General features: G+C 41.8%; 18 protein-coding genes. 16 read left to right on the top strand and 2 right to left on the bottom strand.

Annotated features, from left to right (window positions below; genetic code table 11):
- The first annotated feature begins 23 nt into the window (after positions 1 to 23).
- The 13 genes from ACPUEN_RS03875 (at position 24) to ACPUEN_RS03815 (ending at position 17,792) form a co-directional block, all read left to right on the top strand.
- Positions 24 to 2,252: a heavy metal translocating P-type ATPase gene (locus tag ACPUEN_RS03875; RefSeq protein ID WP_425638648.1), complete on the top strand. Its 2,229-nt coding sequence runs from the start codon at positions 24 to 26 to the stop codon at positions 2,250 to 2,252.
- Between the two features lie 282 nt (positions 2,253 to 2,534).
- Positions 2,535 to 2,744, top strand: coding sequence for a heavy-metal-associated domain-containing protein (locus tag ACPUEN_RS03870; RefSeq protein ID WP_425638646.1), 210 nt, complete (start codon positions 2,535 to 2,537; stop codon positions 2,742 to 2,744).
- Between the two features lie 17 nt (positions 2,745 to 2,761).
- The gene (locus tag ACPUEN_RS03865; RefSeq protein WP_425638644.1) at positions 2,762 to 3,211 is read left to right on the top strand and encodes a CHY zinc finger protein; all 450 of its coding nucleotides are present in this window, start codon (positions 2,762 to 2,764) and stop codon (positions 3,209 to 3,211) included.
- 65 nt (positions 3,212 to 3,276) lie between these two features.
- Complete coding sequence (locus ACPUEN_RS03860) at positions 3,277 to 3,693, top strand: HYC_CC_PP family protein (protein WP_425638641.1); 417 nt, start codon at positions 3,277 to 3,279, stop codon at positions 3,691 to 3,693.
- Positions 3,694 to 3,787: 94 nt separating this feature from the next.
- Positions 3,788 to 7,597 (top strand): efflux RND transporter permease subunit, encoded by a 3,810-nt coding sequence (locus tag ACPUEN_RS03855; protein ID WP_425638639.1) that lies wholly within the window; start codon positions 3,788 to 3,790, stop codon positions 7,595 to 7,597.
- Complete coding sequence (locus tag ACPUEN_RS03850; protein WP_425638637.1) at positions 7,594 to 9,009, top strand: TolC family protein; 1,416 nt, start codon at positions 7,594 to 7,596, stop codon at positions 9,007 to 9,009. The genes ACPUEN_RS03855 and ACPUEN_RS03850 overlap by 4 nt, the downstream gene beginning before the upstream one ends.
- Positions 9,010 to 9,013: 4 nt before the next feature.
- Complete coding sequence (locus tag ACPUEN_RS03845) at positions 9,014 to 10,795, top strand: efflux RND transporter periplasmic adaptor subunit (RefSeq protein WP_425638636.1); 1,782 nt, start codon at positions 9,014 to 9,016, stop codon at positions 10,793 to 10,795.
- Positions 10,796 to 10,976: 181 nt separating this feature from the next.
- A complete protein-coding gene (locus ACPUEN_RS03840) occupies positions 10,977 to 11,435 on the top strand; it encodes a DUF305 domain-containing protein (protein ID WP_425638633.1) in 459 nt (152 codons plus the stop codon).
- A 6-nt stretch (positions 11,436 to 11,441) separates the two neighbouring features.
- A complete protein-coding gene (locus ACPUEN_RS03835) occupies positions 11,442 to 13,832 on the top strand; it encodes a multicopper oxidase domain-containing protein (protein ID WP_425638630.1) in 2,391 nt (796 codons plus the stop codon).
- A 93-nt stretch (positions 13,833 to 13,925) separates the two neighbouring features.
- Positions 13,926 to 15,905 carry a copper-translocating P-type ATPase gene (locus tag ACPUEN_RS03830; protein ID WP_425638628.1) on the top strand — a complete coding sequence of 660 codons (1,980 nt, stop codon included), beginning with the start codon at positions 13,926 to 13,928 and terminating at the stop codon, positions 15,903 to 15,905.
- Positions 15,906 to 15,928: 23 nt separating this feature from the next.
- Positions 15,929 to 16,528: a DUF2911 domain-containing protein gene (locus tag ACPUEN_RS03825; RefSeq protein WP_425638627.1), complete on the top strand. Its 600-nt coding sequence runs from the start codon at positions 15,929 to 15,931 to the stop codon at positions 16,526 to 16,528.
- Positions 16,529 to 17,230 carry a PepSY domain-containing protein gene (locus ACPUEN_RS03820; RefSeq protein WP_425638625.1) on the top strand — a complete coding sequence of 234 codons (702 nt, stop codon included), beginning with the start codon at positions 16,529 to 16,531 and terminating at the stop codon, positions 17,228 to 17,230. It abuts the gene before it with no gap.
- Between the two features lie 4 nt (positions 17,231 to 17,234).
- Positions 17,235 to 17,792 (top strand): DUF3347 domain-containing protein, encoded by a 558-nt coding sequence (locus ACPUEN_RS03815; protein WP_425638624.1) that lies wholly within the window; start codon positions 17,235 to 17,237, stop codon positions 17,790 to 17,792.
- Positions 17,793 to 17,835: 43 nt separating this feature from the next.
- On the opposite strand, the gene ACPUEN_RS03810 is transcribed toward ACPUEN_RS03815, so the two are convergent.
- Entirely contained in the window at positions 17,836 to 20,118 is a 2,283-nt protein-coding gene (locus ACPUEN_RS03810) for a TonB-dependent receptor (protein ID WP_425638622.1), read from the bottom strand.
- 111 nt (positions 20,119 to 20,229) lie between these two features.
- Between ACPUEN_RS03810 and ACPUEN_RS03805 the strand changes: the two genes are divergently transcribed.
- Together ACPUEN_RS03805 and ACPUEN_RS03800 are read left to right on the top strand one after the other, a co-directional pair.
- Positions 20,230 to 20,889 (top strand): iron dependent repressor, metal binding and dimerization domain protein, encoded by a 660-nt coding sequence (locus ACPUEN_RS03805; protein ID WP_425638620.1) that lies wholly within the window; start codon positions 20,230 to 20,232, stop codon positions 20,887 to 20,889.
- 95 nt (positions 20,890 to 20,984) lie between these two features.
- Positions 20,985 to 21,797 (top strand): amidohydrolase family protein, encoded by an 813-nt coding sequence (locus ACPUEN_RS03800; RefSeq protein ID WP_425638617.1) that lies wholly within the window; start codon positions 20,985 to 20,987, stop codon positions 21,795 to 21,797.
- Positions 21,798 to 21,983: 186 nt separating this feature from the next.
- On the opposite strand, the gene ACPUEN_RS03795 is transcribed toward ACPUEN_RS03800, so the two are convergent.
- A complete protein-coding gene (locus tag ACPUEN_RS03795) occupies positions 21,984 to 24,062 on the bottom strand; it encodes a DPP IV N-terminal domain-containing protein (protein WP_425638615.1) in 2,079 nt (692 codons plus the stop codon).
- A gap of 283 nt (positions 24,063 to 24,345) precedes the next feature.
- Here ACPUEN_RS03795 and ACPUEN_RS03790 point away from each other — a divergent pair, with 283 nt between their 5' ends.
- Positions 24,346 to 25,278, top strand: a complete 933-nt coding sequence (locus ACPUEN_RS03790; protein WP_425638613.1) for an aldo/keto reductase — start codon at positions 24,346 to 24,348, stop codon at positions 25,276 to 25,278.
- Positions 25,279 to 25,388: the final 110 nt, after the last annotated feature.

The following is a 25,388-nucleotide window of genomic DNA, read 5'->3' as shown; positions in this document are numbered from 1 at the left end:
GTCGAATAAAGACAAAAGAACTTATGAAAGAATCAACCCAATCCGTATATAAAGAAACTTTTCCCGTCACCGGAATGACTTGCGCAGCCTGCGCCTCCTCAGTGGAAACAATACTCGAATATACCGACGGGGTTAAATCCGCTCAGGTAAACTTTGCCAGTAACACTGTTTTGGTAGAATATACTGATGAAATCAATCCTGAAGGCTTGAATGATGCACTTACTGCAATTGGCTACGGCTTGATCACAGAGAAAGAAAATGTAGAAGAAAAGGTCTCTAGTAACCAAAAGGAACATTACAAAGAACTGAAAAGGGATACCATAGGAGCTGCTATTTTGACGCTTCCAATTTTTATTATCGGTATGTTTTTTATGCACTGGCATCCAGGCGCATGGATTTCTTTGGCTTTGGCGACCCCAGTTCTTGCAGTTTTTGGAAGAAGGTTCTTTATCAGTGCCTGGAAGCAAGCAAAAAACAGAAGTGTCAATATGGACACGCTTGTGGCATTGAGCACTGGAATTGCTTTTGTCTTCAGTCTGTTCAACACCGTATTTCCTGAGTTTTGGATCAGCAGAGGCTTTGAATCTCATGTGTATTACGAGGCAGCTACGGTGATTATTACCTTCATTCTTTTCGGCAAAATGCTGGAGGAAAAAGCAAAGTCAAAAACTTCCACTGCACTCAAAAACCTCATGGGACTTCAGCCAAAGACTTTGAAAGCCCTGATTGATGGAGAGGAGAAAGAAATTCCGATCTCTGAAGTTCAAAAAGGCTATGAAATCATCGTTCGTCCAGGAGAAAAAATCCCGGTGGATGGAAAAGTGATCTCAGGAAACTCCTTTGTGGACGAAAGTATGATCAGCGGAGAACCGATTGCTGTAGAGAAATCAGAAAAAGATGCCGTTTTCGCTGGTACCATCAATCAAAAAGGAAGTTTTCATTTCAAAGCTGAAAAAGTGGGAAGCGAAACATTGCTTTCGCAGATCATAAAACGCGTTCAGGAAGCCCAGGGATCTAAAGCGCCAGTTCAGAAGTTGGTGGATAAAATTGCCTCCATCTTTGTCCCTACGGTAATTGCAATCTCTATTGTAACCTTCGCGGTATGGATGATTGTGGGTGGTGAAGATGCACTCTCTCACGCGATATTAAATGCTGTGGCTGTCTTGGTCATTGCCTGTCCCTGTGCTTTGGGTTTGGCTACGCCGACGGCAATAATGGTCGGAATAGGAAAAGGTGCTGAAAACAACATTCTGATCAAAGACGCAGAAAGCTTGGAAATAGCTCATAAAGTCAACGCAGTTATACTGGATAAAACCGGAACAATAACCGCCGGAAAGCCAACTGTATCCAATATTCATTGGGAAACTGAGGAACAAAAAAACAAATTTGCTCCAATCCTATTAGCTATTGAATCCAAGTCAGAACATCCGTTAGCAGATGCGGTGAATAAAAAATTGAGTGAAGAAAATATCAAAGCTGCATCAATTAAAGACTTCCAAAGCTTGACCGGAAAAGGTGTAAAAGCTAAAAACAATTCTGGCGAATCATTTTATATAGGAAACTTAAGTCTGATCGAAGCACAAGGAATTTCATTAAATCCGGATATGCAACACATCGCACAAGCTTGGAGTAATGAAGCCAAGACTGTTGTTTTCTTTGCAAATAAAGAATCTGTTCTTTCCATTATTGCAATTTCAGACGAGATCAAACCTAGTTCGAAATCAGCTATAAGTAAACTCAAAGAAAAAGGAATTGATGTCTACATGCTGACAGGCGATAATGAGCAAACTGCGGCCGCAGTGGCAAAGCAGGTGGGTTTGACTGATTTTACAGCTGAAGTGATGCCTTCTGACAAATCAGACTTTGTCAAAGAACTTCAAGCTAAAGGAAAAATCGTCGCAATGGTCGGTGATGGTATCAACGACTCAGAAGCTTTGGCACAAGCCGATGTCAGCATCGCAATGGGGCACGGCTCAGATATCGCCATGGATGTGGCGAAGATGACTATTATATCCTCAGATCTTGAAGTAATTCCGAAAGCACTGAATTTATCTGACTTGACCGTAAGAGGAATCAAAGAAAACCTCTTTTGGGCATTTATTTACAATTTGATAGGAATTCCAATTGCTGCAGGTGTCCTCTATCCCATCAATGGCTTCCTTCTCGATCCCATGATTGCAGGTGCTGCGATGGCCTTTAGTTCGGTATCGGTGGTATTGAATAGCTTGCGGTTGAAAGGAAAAAGAATTTAGTAGCAAGACACAAGAATCAAGATACTAGAGCCAAGAATCGAGACTTTGATATCAAAAAGCTAGATTTTAGACATTAATACTTATTAGTAAGTTGTCTGTCCGAGCGAAGTCGAGGACCTACTGTTACGGAAAAGCCTTCGATCCCGATAACTATAACGGATGCTCAGCCTTACAAACCATATTAATTTAATAAATGATTCTACTTAACAACCTTACCACCTTAAAACCATCAAACTCTAATTTTCCAATCTTAAAATTTTCCAATATCTCAATTAGATTCTAATGAAAACTCAAAAATTCAAAACCAACATCAATTGTGGCAACTGCTTGGCAAAGGTCACTCCTATTCTCAATGCTGAACCAAGAATCAACTCTTGGGAAGTGGATTTGAAAAGTGATGAAAGAATTCTCACTGTAGAATCTGAGGATATTACAGCCGATGAAGTATTCAAAACAGTATTAAAAGCTGGTTTTATCGCCAAACCAAAATAATTTCAGAAATTCACCAAATGAAATCAATTCTATGCCTCGCATTCATTTTCGGATTTGTATTCCTTTCAGGTACTATTTTGGCACAACAAAATGAAGTTCTACCCTTAGTGAAATCCAGCATCAAAGGAATCAATATTTACGGAAAAACGGTTGATAACCAGACCCGTTGCCAGCACTGGCATTCGGATTTGGATGTAATTGCGATCAAGTTCAAGTGCTGTGAAAAGTACTATCCTTGCTTTTCCTGTCATGAAGAGGAAGCTGATCACAAACCAGAAGTGTGGCCAAAGTCCGAGTTTGATACGAAAGCTATACTCTGCGGAGTTTGTGGTTCGGAATTGACAATCGAAGCTTACCAAGCAAGCGGCAATACCTGTCCTAATTGCACTGCTGCTTTCAACCCTGGATGTAGCAAGCATTATCACTTATATTTTGAAACAGATACTCCTAAAAAATCTGATTTATAGCTAGTTAGCTAAATGTAATTTTAAATAGTTAAACTCTATACCGTTTATTTCGTAAGTTTGTCCTGTTGAAAAAGATTCTTTCCATAGCGTTTTCTTTGATGATCCTCCTAAGTAGTGTAGGATTAGCTAAGACTATTCACCTCTGCATGGGTACAGAGACGGAGAGCGCAATTGGTTTTTCCACTTCTCATATTGAATGCGAGATGGCTAAAAAGAAGCCCAGTTGTCATTCTGAAAAAGAATCAAGCAAACACGAAGAAAAAGATTGCTGTGATGAGAAGTTTGAATTGCTCGTTTTAGACCAAGATTTACAGAAGTCATCACTCAACCTTGATTACTCGCCAGAATTCGTTCTTTCCTTAGTTTATACCTTCTTCGGGGTATCAGTTTTTCCGACTGAGAAAAACGAAAATTATAACGATTATCCCCCTCCAGTTCTAAGGCAAGACCTTCAAGTACTTCATCAATCCTTCTTAATTTAATCTTTCCGGTAGCCCAATTCAATTGAGTTGGGAGAATAAGCGATTGCCTGATTTGGGCAATTGATTCTTTCTTTTTTCCTTACCGGATACGATTATGCTTAATAAAATCATCAAGTTTTTTCTTGAAAATAAATTAGTCACCGTACTTCTGCTACTGTTGATCATAGCATGGGGAGTAGTGACTGCTCCGTTCAACTGGGACACTGGATTTCTACCAAGGGACCCTGTACCCGTGGATGCCATTCCAGATATCGGAGAAAATCAACAAATCGTCTTTACTGAATGGATGGGGAGATCTCCACAAGACGTGGAAGACCAAATTACCTATCCACTGACGACTTCACTGCTGGGATTACCTGGCGTGAAAAGTGTGCGGAGTAGCTCTGCTTTTGGCTTTTCCAGTATATACATCATTTTCGACGAGGATACTGAATTCTATTGGAGTAGATCCAGGGTTTTGGAGAAACTCAACTCGCTTCCAGCAGGATTGCTACCTGAGGACGTCCAGCCCAAACTTGGACCTGATGCCACCGCTTTGGGTCAGGTATTTTGGTACACCTTGGAAGGTAGAGATGCAGATGGAAATCCAGTCGGTGGTTGGGATCTTCACGAACTCCGAACTATCCAGGATTATTACGTCCGATATTCGCTGACTGCTGTCGAAGGAGTTTCCGAAGTGGCTTCAGTAGGTGGCTATGTGAAAGAATATCAGGTAGATGTGGATCCAACGGCTCTAAAAGCCTATGGTGTCACACTGATGGATGTGATGCAAGCTGTCCGGAAAAGTAATCTAGATGTCAGTGCCAATACCATTGAGGTAAATAAAGTGGACTACTTCGTCCGAGGTCTAGGTTATGTAGAAGAACTCTCCGATTTGGATCAGGCGGTAGTTAAAGTCACCGATAATGTTCCAATTCGCATCAAGGATGTCGCTAAGGTAAATATTGGTCCGCAAGTCAGAAATATGGGCGGCATTCTGGATAAGTCTGGTGCCGAAGCTGTTGGTGGCGTAGTCATCGCACGCTATGGAGACAATCCATTGGCAGTCATTGAAGGTGTAAAAGCAGAGATTGAAAAGCTTTCGGAAGGTCTACCATCAAAAACACTTGCTGATGGACGAGTTTCCAAAGTGACCATAGTTCCTTTCTATGACCGTTCGGGATTGATTTTCGAGACTTTGGGTACGCTCTACGAAGCTATTTCTTTGCAAATTCTAATCACCATTATCGTAATCGTGGTAATGGTATCAAATCTCCGAGCCTCATTCCTGATTTCTGCACTTCTGCCGTTGGCAGTATTAATGTGCTTCATTTTCATGAAATACTTTGGAGTAGATGCTAATATCGTAGCACTATCAGGAATTGCGATAGCGATTGGGACCATGGTGGATTTGGGAATTATTCTCAATGAGAATGTCCTCCGCCATCTTGAAGATGCTCCTGCAGGACAGTCAAAGTTGAAGACGGTTTACTTGGCTACATCAGAGGTATCTTCTGCCATACTTACAGCAGTAAGTACGACCATCGTCAGTTTTCTACCGGTATTTACGCTACAGGCAGCAGAAGGAAAGCTCTTTGGTCCTTTGGCGTACACCAAATCCTTTGCATTGATTTCGGCCTTGATCTTCACATTATTGATCATGCCGGCATTTTCTCATTGGATTTTCTCGTTGAAAAGCGCTAGCAAGCAAAGAGGGCTTTATCTGAATTTTGCCTTGGTGATTTTGGGCCCAATCATCGCTTTTACAGTTTGGGCTTGGGCTGGCTGGGTTTTGTTCGCATTTGGCGTAGCTAATTTGCTCATCAATTATTATCCAGAGCGAGTTGGAAAGTATCAGGATTATATCCGCGTTGGAATCACAGTGATTGCGATTTCCTGGTTATTAACCATCAAATGGCTCCCACTTGGTGTTTCCAATAGCCTCTTGACGAATTTCATCTTTATCGCTTTAATTATCGGGTTGGTCTTAGGAACCTTCTCGATATTCCTTCACTACTATCCTAGGATTCTCCTTTGGTGTTTGAATAATAAGGGCAAATTTTTAATCCTGCCTTTAGTCATTTTCCTTTTGGGTATGAATGTCTGGTTGGGTTTCGATCGGGTATTTGGAGTTTTCTCCAACACCGCAGACCGAGTCGGCTGGAATCTTCGTGCGACAGGATTCTGGTCAAGTATGACGCATAACTTTCCGGGGTTAGGAAAGGAGTTTATGCCTTCGCTGAATGAGGGTTCTTTTCTGTTGATGCCGACTACCATGCCGCATTCGGGTCTCACTGAGAACAAAGAGGTACTTGCGCAATTAGATATGCTGGTGACAGCGATTCCTGAAGTTGATTTGGTTGTAGGGAAAGCAGGTCGGGCCGAGACTGCCATTGACCCTGCTCCTATTTCCATGTTTGAAAATACAATCAACTACAAATCAGAATATGCCACAGACGCAGATGGGAATCGCCTCCGTTTTAAAACAAATAAGGATGGATTTTATGAATTGCAGTCGGGAGAATTTTACGATCCTAGTTTAAACACCCCAAGTAAAATCAATCCTTCCACTATGATTCCCGACGAAGACGGTGAGTACTTTCGTCAATGGCGAACTGAAATCACTTCTCCTGACGATATCTGGGAAGAGATAATTGGGGTCATCAATATTCCAGGAGTAACCTCCTCGCCTAAGCTTCAACCAATCGAGACTCGACTGGTCATGCTTCAAACTGGCATGAGAGCTCCTATGGGAATCAAAGTATATGGACCTGATCTTCAAACCATAGAAGAGTTTGGGATGAAGCTGGAGCAATACCTCAAGGAAGTGCCATCAGTCAAGAAAGAAGCTGTCTTTGCAGATCGGATTGTAGGTAAGCCATACCTCGAACTTGACATTGATCGGGAGCAAATTTCCCGCTATGGAATGAATGTGGTCGATGTGCAGGATTTCATTGAAACGGCTATTGGCGGAATGAAAGTCAGCACAACTGTAGAAGGTAGAGAGCGATTCCCTATCCGGGTCCGCTATGCCCGGGAATTCCGTGATGATCCATCGGCAATAGAAAACATCCAAGTCCCTACGCCACTTGGCAATTATATTCCACTTGGACAATTGGCGAATATCACCTATAGACCTGGACCAGATATGATTCGGGCGGAAAACAGTTTTCTGGTGGGCTATGTGCTTTTGGATAAAATGCCTGGTTTTGCAGAAGTTACGGTAGTAGAAGATGCACAACGCTACCTGAAAAGCAAGATAGACTCAGGTGAATTGATAGTTCCTGCCGGTGTCCGTTACGTCTTTTCAGGTTCTTACGAAAATCAGGTACGAGCAGAGCAACGCTTAGCGATAGTAGTTCCGCTCTGTCTGATAGCAATTTTCCTGATTTTATACTTTCAGTTCAAATCGGTTTCTACCACAATATTTGTGTTTTCAGGTATAGCAATGGCTTTTTCCGGAGGATTCCTGATGCTTTGGTTATATGGACAGGATTGGTTCTTAAATTTCTCCTTCTTCGGTACTGAAATGCGTGACTTATTTCAAATGAAAAGCTACAATCTCTCTGTGGCTGTTTGGGTAGGTTTTATTGCCCTGTTCGGAATAGCTACGGACGACGGAGTTGTAGTAGCCTCCTATCTCAAGCAAAGCTTTGAATCCAACAGTCCTGAAACAGTTAAAGAAATTCGAGAAGCAGTTTTGGAAGCGGGAAGCAGGCGTGTTTTGCCATGTCTCATGACCACTGCCACTACCCTGTTGGCATTGATTCCGGTGCTTTTCTCCTCAGGAAGAGGATCTGACATCATGATCCCTATGGCGATTCCTTCTTTTGGGGGAATGACGATTGAGTTGATCACCTTATTCCTAGTTCCAGTACTTTTCAGCTGGTGGGCTGAGCGAAAATTAAAAAATACGAACGCATGAAAAAGCTATTCACATTAGTGATTCTCTGGGCGAGTGTTGGGCATTTTGCTCTTTCACAAAATCTCGATGAATATTTGGTCAAAGCGGCGGAAAATAATCCTGAGCTGAAAGCCTATTACAACGAATATTTGGCTGCAGCTGAAATTGGTAATCAAGTCAGCCTTCCCAATCCTGAGCTTCAAATTGGATTCTTCTTTCGACCAATGGAGCGATTTATGGGAAATCAGCAGGCAGATATCCGCTTGATGCAGATGTTTCCTTGGTTTGGAATGCTGAAAGCTCAAGAGTCAGAAGCCAATCAAATGGCATTGGCTCGCTATCAGCTTTTCCTGGATGCCAAAAACAACCTGTTTTACCGAGTCAAAACTACTTGGTATGCATTGGCAGAATTGGAACATGAAATCCGAATCACCGAAGAAAATCTGGAAATCCTTCGCAAATACGAGCGTATGGCCCTGATCCGCTTCGAAAGTGCGTCGACATCATCTGCAAGTCCAAGTACCGCTCCTATGGCTTCTTCTTCAAGCTCCAGCGTTTCTGCAGGTTCAGGAGGAATGAATACCATGGGGAATCAATCTCAGGGCATGGCAAACCAAACAAAATCTTCTGCCATGGCATCTCCGGATGCTATGGGATCCACTGGGCCGGGCATGACAGACGTGCTACGAATTCGACTACAAATCAACACATTGGAAAATGAGTTGGAATTGCTTAAAGCAAATAAAATTCCGCTTCAGGTAGAATTAAATAAACTGATGAATTCCCCTCGTGAAGCTCAGCTTTCCAATCCAGAACCGTTAATTCCATTTCTAATGAATCTGGAAAAACAAGCCATTCTAGATAGCATCTCTGCAAATAACCCCATGCTAGCGATGTATGATGCAGAGCTTTTGGCACTGGAATCTCAAAAGAAAATGGCAAAACTGGATGGCAGACCGATGCTCGGTGCCGGGGTGAATTACATGCCCTTTCAGCCTAGAATTGAGGATGGCATGTCTATGGGTGGCAAAGATATGATTATGCCCATGGTGACGGTGACCTTGCCTATTTATAGAAAGAAGACTACTGCCAAGATCAAAGAAGCTGAACTCCGTCAGGAAGCGGTACAATTCAACAAAGAAAATACACTAAATCAACTGGAGATAGGTTGGGCAAAAGCTTTCCGGGATCTCGAAGATGCAAATCGAAAAGTCCGACTCTTCGAACAACAACTAGAGCTGGCAAACCAAAACCTCAGCCTATTACTAACTGCCTACGCTACTAATGGGGAAGATTTCGAAGAAGTACTCAGAGCACAGCAACTGATTTTAGACTACGAATTTTCAAAAATCAAGGCGATCACCAGACAATACACTTCCCTAGCCATGCTGGATATGCTTTCAGCTACTGGGATTCAACCCTATTCTAAGTAATCACATGGAAACTAAAACTAAAAAGTTATATCTATTTGGAGGATTGCTGTTTGTCCTCGGAATCACAATCGGCTGGCTTATCAGTCCTTCTGCACCAGAAACTGTCGATACAGAACACAATCACAACGTGGAATCCCTTGCCGATCAACTCTGGACCTGCTCTATGCACCCACAGATCAAACTAAATGAACCGGGAGATTGTCCTATCTGTGGAATGGATTTGATTCCTGTAGCCACTGCGAAAACTTCTGAATCTACCAATCCAATGGTTCATGAGATGACGCCCGAGGCAATTGCATTGGCAAACGTACAGACCTCCATTGTTGGGGGGATGAATAATAGTGGAGAGTTGCTATTGACTGGGAAAATTCAGGCTGATGAACGCCAGAATACCTCTGTAACAGCAAAATTTCCAGGTAGAATTGAAAAGCTTTTTGTGAGTTTTACGGGGGAAAAAGTAAAAGCCGGTCAGCGTCTCGCGGCTGTCTATTCGCCAGAGTTGGTTACAGCTCAGAAAGAGCTTTTGGAAGCTGCTAAAACGAGGCAAGTTTTCCCAGAATTGTACCAAGCAGCACGCGAGAAATTAAGGCTTTGGAAATTATCAGAGACACAAATCTCGACTATAGAAAATTCCGGAACGCCTAAAACTGAATTTGATGTTTTGGCCGAACATAGCGGTGTCGTGACCCAGCGGAATATCGCCGTGGGTGATTATGTCAATACCGGTACAGTGCTTTTCAACATTGTAGATCTGGATAAAATATGGGTGATGCTCGATGCCTACGAATCGGATTTATCGATGGTAGCTGTGGGCAATCCTATTTCATTCACGGCTTCAGGTATTCCCGGTCAAACCTATCAAGCGAAAGTCACTTATATCGATCCGATTTTGAACCCGAATACGCGAGCGGTCTCCCTGCGTGCAGAAATGAATAATCCTGGTGGAAAGCTTCTGCCAGAGATGTTTGTCTCAGCAAAAGTGAAAACGAATACGAAGTCTCAAAATGCAGGGATTGCGATACCTCGCACTGCTTTACTTTGGTCGGGCAAGCGTTCCATTGTTTATGTCAAAGTTCCGAATTCCGAATACCCTGCTTTTGAAATGCGAGAGATTACTATAGGTTCGAAAATGGGCGATATGTATGCTGTTGAGTCAGGTTTAGAGATTGGAGAGGAGATTGTTACCAACGGCGTATTTGCTATTGACGCGGCTTCACAATTGGCTGGAGGCTACAGCATGATGAATCGTCCGGAAACAAAAACCCTGGAAGTTTCTACGGCTTTTCAATCCCAATTGACTCAGTTGACAGAGGAGTATTTCAAAGTAAAAAACAGTCTGGTCAACGACGACGCAGCGGCAACTCAGAAAGCCGCGGCTTCACTAAAAAGTAGCCTTTCAAAAGTGGACATGAATTTGGTCAAAGGCACCGCTCACGATCGGTGGATGTCGATCCGAACTGAGGTCGAAAAAGCTGCAGAAATGATAACAAAGGAAACTGATATCGCAAAACAGCGAATACACTTTGCTCCCCTTTCCCAGGCTTTTTTGGATCTGACAGAAACCTTTGGGTTGACGAAAGACAAGGTGTATAAGGAATTTTGTCCAATGGCTTTTGACAATAAAGGAGCCTATTGGCTAAGTGAATCAGAACAGATCCGCAACCCTTATTACGGTAAAGCGATGCTGACTTGCGGGGAAGTAACCACGACTTATCTGAAGGGTCAGCCGGTGATGGATTTTGCTGGCACTATGTCTGCAACCAATTCTGCAGCACATAAGCATTAACAGTTGGCAGTGAGCAGATAGAAGTGAGCAGTGTCAACCTTTGAGGTTTCTTTTTAACCTCGAAGGTTTTGAGATAAAAGTAGGCAGTGGACAGTAGGAAGTGAGCAGATGGCCTGACTGTCCTCGGACAACTGAAAACCGATAACAGAGAACTGACAACCAATAACTAAACCCCAAAACCATGAAAAACAAATCCTATCAAAAATTCGCATTGATGATGGCTGTTTCTTTTGTCATCATGTATGGAGTGATGTTTTTAAATGCTGACATTTTCGATCATGTCATGCTTAGTACTACCCGAACTTATATGACCATTTTGATGATCGCTCCTATGGCGGTTTCCATGATGCTGTTTATGTGGGGAATGTACGAAAACAAGAAAGCCAATTATATCATCATCACTGCAGCCTTGGTGATTTTCGTAGCCACTTTTACCATGCTTAGAAATCAAACGCTGATCGCTGATGTACAGTGGATGAAAGCGATGATTCCACATCACTCCTCAGCCATCATGGTCAGCCAAAAAGCACACTTACAAGATCCGGAGGCACAGCAATTAGCTATAGACATCATCGAAGCTCAGAAAAAGGAAATCGCTCAGATGGAAGCGATGATTGAAAGATTACAGAACCAAGACTAAAAAACCATGACCATTAAGACAGACAAATTACTAAGAAAAATTACGCTGCTTATGTGGTTGTGCTTTGTGCATACGATTGTAATAGCAGAACAGATACCTAGCGATACAGCTGTTTATACGATTACCCTAAAGCAGGAAATGGTATCAAAAACCGGAAAACCGGTTGCGGCAATGACGGTAAATGGTGGTATTCCCGGACCTACTCTGACTTTTCAGGAAGGAGGATACGCGGTGATCTACGTCAAAAACGAAATGGATGTCGAGACCTCTGTGCACTGGCACGGGATCTTGCTGCCAAATTTCTTTGATGGAGTTCCTTACCTCAACACTCCTCCCATAATGCCAGGGGAAACTCAGAAGTATGAATTTCCTTTGATCCAATCGGGTACTTATTGGTATCATTCGCATACGATGCTGCAAGAGCAAAGCGGAGTATATGGCTCTATAATCATTGAACCTAAAGAAAAAACTTTGGAATATGACTCGGATCTAGTCATTGTTCTTTCGGACTGGACTGAGCAGAAACCCATGAACGTCTTGCGAAATCTAAAACGGGGAAATGAATGGTACAACATCAAAAAAGGTACAGCAACGCCTTTAAATATGGTGATAGGTAGAGGTGGGCTTGGAGCCCAGCTCAACTTCTGGAAACAACGCATGGAAGGAGCTGACATCGCAGATATTTATTATAATGCTTTTTTAAATAACGGTCAAATCACGAGCGAATACCCCGAATTTAAGCCCGGTGAAAAAGTTCGGGTTCGAATAATCAACGGTTCGGGCTCCTCGCAATTCTGGTTGACGTTTGGAGACGAGGATCCACTTTTAGTTTCTGCAGATGGTTTGAATATAGAACCTATTTCCCGAAACAAAACCTTCATTGCAATCGCTGAGACTTATGATTTTATAGTGACTATTCCCCCTGCTGGAAAAGTAGAAATCCGAGCTATGGCTCAAGATGGTTCCGGTACTACCTCAGCATACCTTGGAAGTGGAAATGCAATCTTAGCAGAAGTGTTGCCACGTCCTGATAAGATCGGGATGATGATGAAAATGGCAGAAATGAATATGCGAATGGGAGCACCAGCTATGAAATTGAATCCTTCCGAGGAAAAGCCGCAGGAAATGATGGATAACTGGGGTATGAAAATGGACGGAAAGATGGAAGGGATGAAAATGGATCATGCGGGGATGGATCATTCAAAAATGGAAATGGAACCAGCGTCCAAATCTGAAATGAAAATGTCCAAGACAGACAGTAGCATGAATCAGATGGATCACTCCAAAATGAATCATGATGCAGGTATGGAAAAGTCTATGGCTAATGATCAGAAAATGGGAATGAAGGATTCGAGGGGAGAAATGCCAGGAATGGACATGTTTGCAGAATACAATTACGATTACTTGAAATCAACCGAGAAAACCAACTTCGGAGAAGATATCCCGGTCAATGAAGTACTCCTAAATCTCACGGGAAATATGTGGCGATATATCTGGAGCATGAACGGGGTGCCGCTTGCTGAAGCAGACAAGATTAAAATTGAAGGCGGAAAAGTCACTCGAATCACACTAAACAACCTCACAATGATGCATCACCCGATGCACCTACATGGCCATTTCTTCCGAGTGATTAATGACAAAGGAGAATACTCCCCGCTAAAACATACCGTAAATGTCCCTCCGATGCAAAAAATTACCATCGAGTTTGAGGGAACTGAATCTGGAGATTGGTTCTTTCATTGCCATGTGCTTTATCATATGATGGGTGGAATGGCACGGGTGTTCTCCTACGATACGCCGAGAGATCCAAGATTAAAAGGATTTCCCTTGAAGAATTTACTCCAAGAAGGAAATCATTTTTACAATTGGGGAACTGCCGAGGTCGCCTCGCACATGACTGAGATCAACCTAATGTCTTCGAATATTCGGAATCAATTTAATCTGAATATGGAATATGGCTACAATCAGAATATGGAAGCGGAGTTTACTTACGAGCGCTACCTATATGATTATTTCAGGGTTTTTGCGGGAGTAAATATGGAAAATGAGATACCTGAAAGCCTGGATGAAATCAGCACTACTGCTATTGTGGGTATTCGCTTCTTGACTCCTTACCTCTTTAACCTTGATGTTAGACTAGATCACAAGCTGCGACCTGAAATCCGGATCAATCGTGAAATCATGATTTTCCCACGTACCTCAATTTTCGGTGTATATGAATACCAAATGGATTTAGGCTGGACCAATACCCTACCTGAAACCGGCGAAAACACCGACTTTAAGGGAGAAACCACTTGGGCAGCTGGGGTCAGTTATATTTTCTCGAGAAATTTCTCTGTCATGGGAAGCTATGACAATCGCTTTGGAGCAGGCGGAGGATTGACAGTCCGGTTTTAATAGATAATTTTTCACAAAGCAAATAAACTAAGTATGGATCATTCTTCTTCTCATCAACATCATTCCAATGACCAACAAGTCAATCATTCTTCAATGAAAGGTAAAAAGGATCATCAGGATCATTCTAACCATCATCAGCATATGATTGCCGATTTCAAGAAACGGTTTTGGGTTTCGCTGGTAATCACCTTGCCTATTATTGTTTTAGCCCCGATGATTCAGGACCTGCTGGGCTATGAATTCACTTTTACCGGCGATCGTTATATCCAATTTGCACTGGCTACCGTGGTTTTCTTTTATGGAGGTTGGCCTTTTCTAACAGGTCTTGCGGACGAAATCAAGAAGAAGGCACCTGGAATGATGACCTTAATCGCTTTAGCAATCTCCGTCGCTTATTTTTACAGCTCGGCAGTGATTTTTGGTTTAGGGGGAAAGATCTTTTTTTGGGAGCTTGTCAGCTTGATCGACATAATGCTTTTAGGTCATTGGATTGAAATGAAGTCAGTCATGGGTGCTTCCAATGCCCTTCAAGAACTGGCTAAAATGATGCCCTCAGAAGCCAGAGTAATCGATGAAAACGGGAATGGCACCGAAATTCCTGTTGAAGAATTAAAAGGAGGAGATATCATCCTAGTCAAACCGGGTGAGAAAATACCTGCAGACGGAAAAATCATTGAAGGCGAAAGTCATGTCAATGAATCCATGCTAACCGGAGAATCCAAACCTGTGTCCAAATCCAAAGGTCAGGAAGTGATCGGTGGATCCGTCAATGATAGTGGCGCACTTAAGATCGAAGTGAAGCATACCGGAGAAGAAAATTACCTCTCCAAAGTAATCGGAATGGTCAAAGGCGCTCAAGATAGCAAATCCAAAACTCAGGATCTGGCGAATAAGGCTGCGGGCTGGCTTTTCTATATTGCTTTGGGTTCAGGTATCATCACCCTCATTGTCTGGCTTTCGCTTGGCAAAGACTTCGAGTATTCTTTAGAGCGGATGGTCACGGTCATGATTATTTCATGCCCACATGCTTTGGGCTTGGCTGTTCCTCTGGTAGTGGCTATTTCAACTTCCGAAAGCGCAAAACGAGGTTTGCTGATCCGCAATCGAACTGCCTTTGAAAATTCCAGAAAGATTACCACTATTCTATTCGATAAGACTGGGACGCTCACCAAAGGAGATTTTGGCGTGACCCGCTACGAAAGTTTGGATGAAAGTTTATCAAAGGATGAGCTGCTACAAGTTGCCGCGTCCTTAGAGCGAAATTCTGAACACCCCATTGCTGCGGGAATACTTCTCAAAGCCAAAGAATTGGAGTTAAAACTTGATGAACCGACGAATTTTCAAAATATCACTGGGAAAGGAATAAAGGCTAAATTGAATGGAAATGAAATTTCCATTGTAAGTCCGGGAATGCTGAAGGAAAAAGATCTTGAGCAACCGGAAGGAGCTTTCAAGGATGAGTCAGAAACGGTGGTGTTTGTGCTTAAGGATGGTAAAATCCTTGGGTATTTAGCCTTATCGGATAAGATTCGACCCGAATCCCAAGACGCCATAGATACCCTGAAGAAACAAGGAATCAAGGTGCTTATGGCTACAGGTGACAATAAACAAGTCGCGGAGGCAGTCAGCAAATCGTTGGGATTGGATGATTATTACGCAGAAGTTTTACCCGAAGACAAGCAAAAGATCATAAAGGATCTCCAGGACAAAGGTGAATTCGTTGCCATGACAGGTGATGGCGTGAACGATGCTCCGGCTTTGGCTCAGGCAGACGTGGGTATCGCTGTAGGCTCAGGAACTGATGTAGCCGCAGAGACGGCAGACATTATCTTAGTCAATAGCAATCCACAGGATATTTCTAATCTCATCCTTTTCGGTACAGCTACTTATAAAAAGATCATTCAAAACTTATGGTGGGCTGCCGGATATAATATCGTCGCCGTCCCACTGGCTGCAGGCGTTTTTGCCGGAGCAGGAATCATTCTCAGCCCAGCCATTGGTGCGGTGCTTATGAGTATGAGTACCGTAATTGTGGCATTCAATGCACAGTTATTAAAAAAACAACTTAACTAATCATAAACTCCAACCCAATACAAATGAAAAAATACCTTTTATCACTCAGCGTTTTGGCAGCAGTAGCCTGCTCTTCTGAAAAATCAACGGATCAATCTGATCATGACATGAATAACATGGATTCTACCACTATGGACCATTCCATGCATACTCCAAAACCAGAGGCTTCCAAAAGTCCTCGAACAGCAGCTATGGCAATGGTCGGTGGAAACCATATCCACATTGATTATTCCTCACCCAGTGTCCGAGGAAGGCAAGTTTTCGGTGGCCTAGTTGGCATGAATGAAGTATGGGTGACCGGTGCGCATAAAGCCACCTCAATTCAGATTGACAAGCCGGTAATGATCAACGGAAAACGAATCGAGATTGGAAAATATGGCTTCTTTACCATCCCAGGGGAAAATGAGTGGACTGTCATCGTCAACCAAGTGTGGGATATGCATCTTGCTGACGACTATGATCAGAGCAAAGACGTGATTCGATTCACCGTAAAGCCTGAAACCTTGTCAGAAACAGTAGAAGCTTTAACTTTCGAAGTGAAAGAAAAAGACCCAAAAACCACTTCAATCAGTATGGCTTGGGATAAAACCAAAATCAGCTTCGAAGTCGTGAATGCAGAGTAAATGAGAAAAAACAATCAATTCTACGCTAGGAGAATACATCGGTTCTTGGGCGTTTTTATCGGTATCCAATTCATCTTTTGGACCATTTCCGGTTTGTATTTCAGCTGGACGGATATCGATGAGATTCATGGAGATCATTTCCGAACGGATCATATGATGCATGAAAATGCAACTGAATTGATTGATCTATCAAAACTGGATTCCACGCTCTTGATAGCTTCCCTTGAACTCAGATTTGTTAATCATAAACCTTATTTCTGGGTGAATGAGAGCAAATTATTTGATGCACAGTCAGGAGTTCTACATTCGGAAATCTCTGAAACCGAGGCGCGGGAAATTGCCCAAATCTACATTAAAGATGATCTGCAAATCAGAGAAATGGAATACCTCACCGAAACTGGACCTCATCACGAATATAGAGATTCAGCGCTACCTGTTTGGGCTGTGCATTTCGATGACTCAGAGAATCTAGTCGCCTATGTAGATGCGAAAAGTGGTGAATTCACTAAAGTAAGACACCGGGCCTGGCGTTGGTTTGACTTCTTATGGATGTTTCACACCATGGATTACGCTGGTAGAGATAACTTCAACAACCTACTTTTGCGGGTATTTTCCCTAGCGGGATTAGCAGCAGTAGGTTCTGGATTCACCTTATTCTTTATGACAAAACCCAAAAAAAATAAATCAAATAATAAAACTTAAATCAATGAAAAATCTAAGATTACCAATTGCAGTCTCAGTTTTAATAGCACTATCTATGGCTTGCTCTAGCAAGTCTACTCATGAAGATCACATGGAAAATGAGACATCTCAGGAAATGTCATCTGCTACTTCTGATGAATTAGACTCAACTCCTGCAACAATAATTTCTTTTAAAGAAGAGTCAACTACACAGATTTTCAATACCTATTTTGGGTTGAAAGATGCCTTGGTAGAAACTAATGGTGAAAAAGTAAGTGAGGAAGCAAAAAAATTAGAAGCACTTCTGACTGACGAAAAGTACAATTCTATGAAAGAAGAGGTCCAGAAAATCGCTGGGACAACTGACACAGCAATTCAGCGTGATGCATTTGATGAGCTTTCAGAGCAAATGATTGAATTGGCTAAAAGCAGCGAGTTGGCTTCAGGAAACCTTTTCCTTCAGCATTGCCCTATGGCAAATGGCAACAAAGGAGCAAATTGGATTAGTTTGTCTGAAGAAATCAGAAATCCATACTTCGGGGACAAAATGATGACATGTGGTTCTGTCACTGAAAAAATCTAGTAAATAATTCAAGTGTAGGGGCGAAAGATTTTTCGCCCCTACATCAATTTGAAATTGTAAATCTCAATCCTAAGAACCCTCTAATACCCTGATTGGGAGCGTAAACGTAGGTCGGATCAAATGTTAATGCATTAGGATTGCCAGCTGTAGGAATCACAGAACCATCTGGAGCAAAGTCTACTCCCCGATCAAAAGGATCAAAAGCTCTAGCGATAGAATTTGCTGCGGGAGTGAAATTCAACAGATTTTTCACTCCTCCATAGATCTCCCATCTATCCCCTAGTTTCTTTGTAAGCTGAATATTTTGAATGCTATACCAAGGAGAGAAGGCAGGTCTATCGTCCAGCTCTCCCAATAAAGGAAGTCGCATTGGGCTATAAACATTTCCTGTATAATCCACTGTCAATCCCAAGCGAAAAAACTCATACCCTACAGACCAGACTCCCGAAAATCTCTCTGTAAGTAATTGACGAGTTTTGACTCCCTCTTCTTCTATACTCACATCCATAAGCGTTCCTCCAGCCGTCACTGTAAATCCGTTTGGCCAGGCAGCATCGATATTTAGAGAAACTCCTTTTGAAACTGCCGAACCCTCTAAATTTGAATAAATGATTTGATTGGGATTCGTTTCATAATCAGGAATAATCCGATTGGAGAAATAGGTGTAAAAAGCTGAACCATCAAGACCTATGAAAATGCCCTTATCAGTATATATTTTCTTCACCAAATTCAAATTCCCATTCCAACTTTGCTCTGGTTTCAACTCCTCCGTAAAAATGACCTCCCGAGCTCCTGTCAACGCTGCATGATCTTCTGTAAACACATTCGCTACACGGAAACCATTTCCTGCAGATAGCCTAAACACCGTGTTCTTGTCAGCTGATGAAAGTTTGTAATTCACACGAGGGGAAAAGATGGAACCATGGATGGAATTATAATCGTATCTGGCACCAAGCAATAAGCTCTGACTAGGAGTCAGTTTTATTTCATCTTGCAGAAAAACTCCCGGCAAATGGATAACTGAAGGGGTGTTTTTATCCGTCAGTAGGTCAGAAGTAGCCGAAGTATTATCATCATAATAGGTGTACCTATATGCTGTACCGAGCAATAGACTATGTTTCTCTACTGATTTCGCCCAAGTCAACTGACCGAAACCTATGTATTGCTCTGCAGTATAAATGGTCGTTCCATAAACTGAGTTTTGGTTATGACCATTCAAAGAAAACTGAAAATTCATCGTTTCCGTGGTAGGTAATTGCCAGGTACCAAAAGTCTCCCAGCGACTGGTATAGATACTCTCACCGTACACTTCATCTCCACCGCGGTCTGCACTAGTCCAGTTCATCTCCCCACCCCATCGATCTTCATATACATACCTGCCAGCCATAGTGAATACCCTGTTTTCAGGTCGTTTCACATTGATTTTTTGGAAAAATGAAATGCGCTTAGAAAGCGTCACATCTGTAAATCCATCGCCATTATTGTCAATCGGATTATCGTAATAAAAAGCATTTATACCAGTAAGAGACTGTACATTTTTACCCCAATTAGATCGCAAACCTAAATCCAAGTTCATCTCTCCCCACCCAGTTGCAAAGAAGTCTGTAGACACCAGAGGGGCTGATTCTGGCTTTTTAGTGATCACATTGATCAATCCACCTACAGCTTCCGAGCCATAAAGTGTGGAGGCTGGACCTTTCACTACTTCTACTCTGTCGATCAGTGCTTGAGGAATTCCAGTCAAACCATAAACTGTTGCCAAGCCACTAACAATTGGCATCCCATCGATGAGCACCATAGTGTACGGTCCTTCCAAACCATTGATATGAATATCGCCGGTATTGCAGACATTACAGTTGATCTGAGGACGTACACCGTTCACATTTTGTAAGGATTCAAAAATTGATGGCGTTGGATTAGCCCGAAAAAAGTTGGCAGAATAAACTTCTACTGGAACTGGACTATCCAATTTGGACACTTCCTGCATGGTACCACTGACTACTACTTCATCCAGTCCCCCATCCATTTCCTGAAGTGTAAAAACCAATGCTGTCGAATTCTCATTCGGTACTTTCACAACTTGTTGGGCAGTTTGAAATCCTACCATCGAAGCCTGAATAGTGAATGTTCCTGTTTTTGTTATTGCAATTTCAAAACCTCCATTTGCATCGGTTACTGCTCCTATTCCCAATCCTTTCACGAATACATTAGCAAATTCTACCGGCTCATTCTGGAAAACAACTTTGCCACTGAGCAAATATTTTTGTCCAAATGATGCAGTTGACAACAGACCAAAAAATAAAAGAAGCAGGTACTTATAGCTCATAAACATGGAGTTAATTTCAAATTAGATACGACAAATATAAAATGTTAGATTACCCTAACAAAATTGTTTTCACAAATATTTTATCATATTTGAACACTAAAGCAATAGGATATGGCGTCACAGACAGAAGAGAACTATCTGAAATCACTTTTCAATCTCGCAAATGATAAGAATGAGGTAAACATCTCAGAACTGGCAGCCCAGATGCAGGTAAGCCTACCAACTGTTAATAGTATGGTGAAAACTCTCCAGAAGAATGATTGGCTGATTTATGAAAAGTACAAGCCCGTTATACTCACCCAAAAAGGCAAAAAAGAAGCGGCACTGATTATCCGCAAGCATAGATTGACGGAAATGTTTCTAGTAAATAAAATGGGATTTGGCTGGGAGGAAGTCCACGAGATAGCTGAGCAGGTAGAGCATATTCATGCGCCGAAGTTTTTCGAACGAATGGATGAAATGATGGGTTTCCCAACCATCGATCCTCACGGTTCTCCGATTCCTGATAAGCAAGGGCGTATTCAAGAGATCAATTACTTAACACTTTCAAAATGTAAAGCTGGGCAAACCGTCATCCTCGCGGCTTTGACAAATTCATCCACCGAATTTTTGGAATTCCTGAATGGTAGAGATCTCAGCTTGGGTGCTGAACTAAAAATCCTATCAAAAGAGGCTTATGATCAAAGTATAGTTGTCAGTTATCAAGATCACTCAAGTGAAACATTATCTGAAAAAGTATGTGAAAAACTGCTTATTAAACTCATAGAATAGATCTGCTCAAAACTGGAAATCCTCGCTAAACTATAGTTTCCCTTTTTCTCTTGGTCAAATTATTGGTACATTTTACAAAAACCAATTTTTGAAACATGATCATAGACGTACACACACACATCAATAATTACCATGAAGATCGCGTAGTTTCTCTTGAAGACTGCCTGAATAAACTGACTGAAACCATGGAGGAAAACCACGTTGACTATTCTCTGGTACTCACTTCATACAAAGTCAATGAACACAGGCCAAGTACCAAAAAAGTGGTTGAAGCTATTGAAAACAGGAAAAACCTAGGTGTTGTGGCTGGGATCAGCTACCTAAATTACAATCATCATGATTTAAGGGAAATCGGTGAATATCTCGCAGCCGGCCTAATTAAAGGTTTAAAACTCTATCCTGGTTACGAGCCCTTTTACCCTAGTGATGCACGTCTGAAGGTCGTTTATGACATGGCTATAGAGTATGATGTACCTGTGATGTTTCACTCAGGTGATACCTATGCGCCCACAGGTCGGGTAAAATATTCCCATCCTATTCATCACGATGATTTGGCGGTGGATTATCCGGATTTAAAAATTGTGATTTGTCACGTGGGTAACCCATGGATCAAAGACTGTATGGAGGTCACTTACAAAAACAAGAATGTTCATGCAGACTTTTCAGGCCTGGTGCTAGGTGATTTCTCTGAGAAATTTGAGCGCTGGATGAAGAACGAACTGGAACAAATGATCACTTATGCAGGTAACCCCAAATACCTTCTTTATGGAACAGATTGGCCAATTTCTTCGATGAAATCCTATTTGAATTTCATGAAGAACCTTGATTTACCACAGGAAAAGAAAGAATTGATCCTATGGAAAAACGCTGCCGAATTATTCAAGCTTGATGTGACTAGCTTTAAATAGAAATGATAGTACTAACCATTATTGAAGTTTAAATTGCTTCGTGCCTCACAAAGACGGTAATTATTAGATTTTATCTAGAATACCAACTGAGTCCTCTACCAAAATCTCAGTGGACTTAGCGGCTAAAACAAAAAAACCACCTGCCAATCACTCAGCGGGTGGTTTTTGCATGAAATCTATGCCTGATTAACGAACGTCTTTTTTGTAATCTGTCACCAAATGCTCGATGAAAAACTCCATCATTCTATCTCTGTTCAAGGCGGTGTGACCCCCATCTGGAGCTACTTGCACTTCTATGCTTTTGCCGGCATCTTGAAACGCTTTGATCAACATCAATGAATTGGATGGATGCACATTGTTATCGGCTGTGCCATAGAATATTAACAACTCGCCCTCAAGTTGATCCGCCATATTCATCAAACTAAATCTGTTATAGCCTTCTTCATTATTCTCAAGCGTACTCATAAAGCGTTCTGTGTAGATATTGTCATATAATCTCCAGTCCGTTACTGAAGAGTTTGCCACAGCCGCATGAACCAAGTCTGGAAATCTAAGGAGCATGGAAGCAGCCGTAGTTCCTCCATAAGAAGTTCCAAATACGCCTACTCTATCTTTATCAAAATAAGGCCTGTCATGAAGTGATTTGATGCCTTCGGCAAAATCATCCATTTCTACCAAACCTAGATTTCCGTACAACTGATCAAGTAACTCTTTACCACGACCTTTTACATTTCTACCATCAATATTCAATATCAAAAACCCATATTCAGTCAATGGATCTGGAAGTGTGAAATTCTCACGAAATGCATTCGTAGCGGGCCCACCATAATTACTGAGGATTACAGGGTACTTTTTACTTGGGTCAAAATCTGACGGGAAATGAATCATTCCGTGCAACTCAGTCACTCCATCTTTTGAAGTAAAAGTAAAGACCTCAACTTTTTTAAGACCTAACTCCTCAAACTTACTCATATCACTTTTCGCCAATTCTGCCACTACTTTGCCTTTGGCGTCCACCAAATTGGTAAATGGAGGAATGTCATGAGTTTGAGCTATATCTACAAAGTATTTCCCATCAGGAGAAATAGTCACGGAGTGATTAAACGCTGGATCTGTTAATCGTGTGTCTTTTGTACCATCAAGATTTACGCGATGTAGCTGCATCAGCATGTGATTTTCACCACTGCGAGCCATGTAATACAAGGTCTTATCCTCTTCATCTACCTTTACAATATTGGAAACTTCGAAAGGATGAGTGGTAATCGCATTTACCAGTGTTCCGTCAAAATTATAGAGGTAATAGTTATTGAAACCGGATCTTTCTGATGCCCAGATAAAGTGCTCACCGTCAGCCAATACTTCCATTTCTGGAGAATTCTCCACAAAACTTGGAAGCCACTCTTCACGGATTACTGTTCTGCTTTTGCCAGTCTCTGGATTTGCAGCACGAAGTTCAAGAATATTCTGACGTCTATTGGTGCTGTGATAAAGCAATTCTTTGCCGTCCGGAGTCCAAGACAAGTCATAAATATATGTTCCCAAATCTCCATCGCTGTACGGCTTACCATCTCTGATATCCAATTCTGTCATTTTTTTGGTAGCCAGATCATAGACCATCAGATCCACGGGAAGATTTGGCTCTCCCACTTTAGGATAGGCTTCGATCTCAAGTGAATCATATAAACTTAATTGATTCAACAGGACGTAGTATTTCTTTACATCCTGTTCATCAAATCTATAGAAAGCGATTTTACTTCCATCAGGAGACCACCACATGGCAGTATTCTGGCTTAATTCCTCTCCATAAACCCAAGTTGCAATACCGTATTTTATTTGATTTTCTTCATTTCCATCGGTAGTGATGGCGATCATATTGCTGCCATCAGCATTGCTGAGGTACATATTGCGATCCTTTGTGTATGCTTTGAATTTACCATCTGGTGACTCTGCCGAATCAAACTGGCGACCTCGCGCAGGACGATTCCAAGCTCTTCGCTCGGGAGTTGGGATTTCTCCAACTTCTGTTACTTTTTTCGTTTTTACTGAGAAAGACTGAAGCTTGCCGTTTTCTGCGTATTCAAAGGATTTGCCATCCTCAGCCCAATTTACATTTAGACTTCCAGGTATTACAGAAGACCTAATTTGTGGTGCTATTTTTTGGTATTGCTCATAGCCAGGCATGTTTTTGAGCTTATCCTGAGCATGTGAGATAGAAATGGAAGTAACCAAAGCTGCAGCCATGGTAAAGAAGAACTTATGCTTCATATATATTCGGGTTAAGTTTATTCTAGATGCGATGATACTATTTTTAGCTGTAAAAAACAGGGATAAATACACGAGTGAAGGATTTTGAAAGCAGAATAGGATTCCAAAAAGCAGTATTTTCACATTATTTCACTTTAGCCATTTCGACTCGGCCATTTTTTGAAAACACTTCATTTATTAAAATTCCACCTAAAGTATTATTGATCTATCTGATAAATTGTCTCCCCCAGAAATACTCAATATATTGGTTTGATTATCATTTCCCCCACAAATAACCCAAGAAATGGAATACAGAAAATTAGGAAAGACAGGCTTAGACTTGTCAAATCTTGGATTTGGAGCATCGCCTATGGGTGATGTTTTTGATGTTTCTGACGAAAAAGATGGCTATCGAGCCGTTCACTATGCAATAGACCACGGAGTTAATTTTTTCGATGTTTCTCCTTTCTACGGAATTACTTTAGCGGAAAAGCGACTGGGAAATGCGCTAGAAGGAAAGCGTGACCAAGTGATTCTGGCTACTAAATGTGGAAGATATGATTTGCAGGAATTTGATTTCTCCGAAAAGCGAATTCTTAAATCTGTCGATGAATCACTTGTTAGACTAAAAACAGATTACGTCGATCTACTTCAGCTTCACGACATTGAGTTTGTATATAAAGAACAAATCCTCAATGAAGCCTGGCCAACTTTAGTCAAACTCAAAGAATCCGGAAAAGCAAGGTTTATTGGAATCACTGGATTACCGGTAAACTACTTGGCTGAAATCACACGAAATATAGAGGTGGACACGGTACTTTCTTGGGCTCATTACAATTTACTGGAAGATGAAATCAACCGAGAACTCGTTCCCCTTTCAAAGGAAAAAGGCTTTGGTCTGATGAATGCAGCGCCTTTGATGCAGCGAATACTTTCAGATGCCCCCTTGCCGGAATGGCATAGATCTCCGCAAGCCATGAAGGATATGCAATCGAAGTTACTTTCTCTATGTGCCAAATATAATGTAAAACTAAGTGATGTAGCGATCCGCTATGCTTTGGATCATCAGGACATCACTACGACTATCGTTGGCATGTGTGACCTTGCTACTATTTCCCAAAACGTAAGCGTACTCGATTTCAAAATTCCTGATGGGCTTTTGGAAGAAATAGAAACCCTCGTCGCACCCATCAAAAACCAAATGTGGTACGAAGGAAAGCCTGAGAATAATATTTAGGAGACAGGTAGCAGTGATCAGATTACAGTATACAGCGTCATTGCAAACGACAGAGAGCCTGTCCCGATTCGTCGGGAAGTGAAGCAATCTGTTTTTAAGAAGTAACCCTT

Source organism: Algoriphagus yeomjeoni (assembly GCF_049821175.1).
Classification (GTDB): domain Bacteria; phylum Bacteroidota; class Bacteroidia; order Cytophagales; family Cyclobacteriaceae; genus Algoriphagus; species Algoriphagus yeomjeoni_A.
The sequence above is the reverse complement of the archived record's forward strand: the minus strand, read 5'-3'. Positions and strand labels throughout refer to the sequence as shown.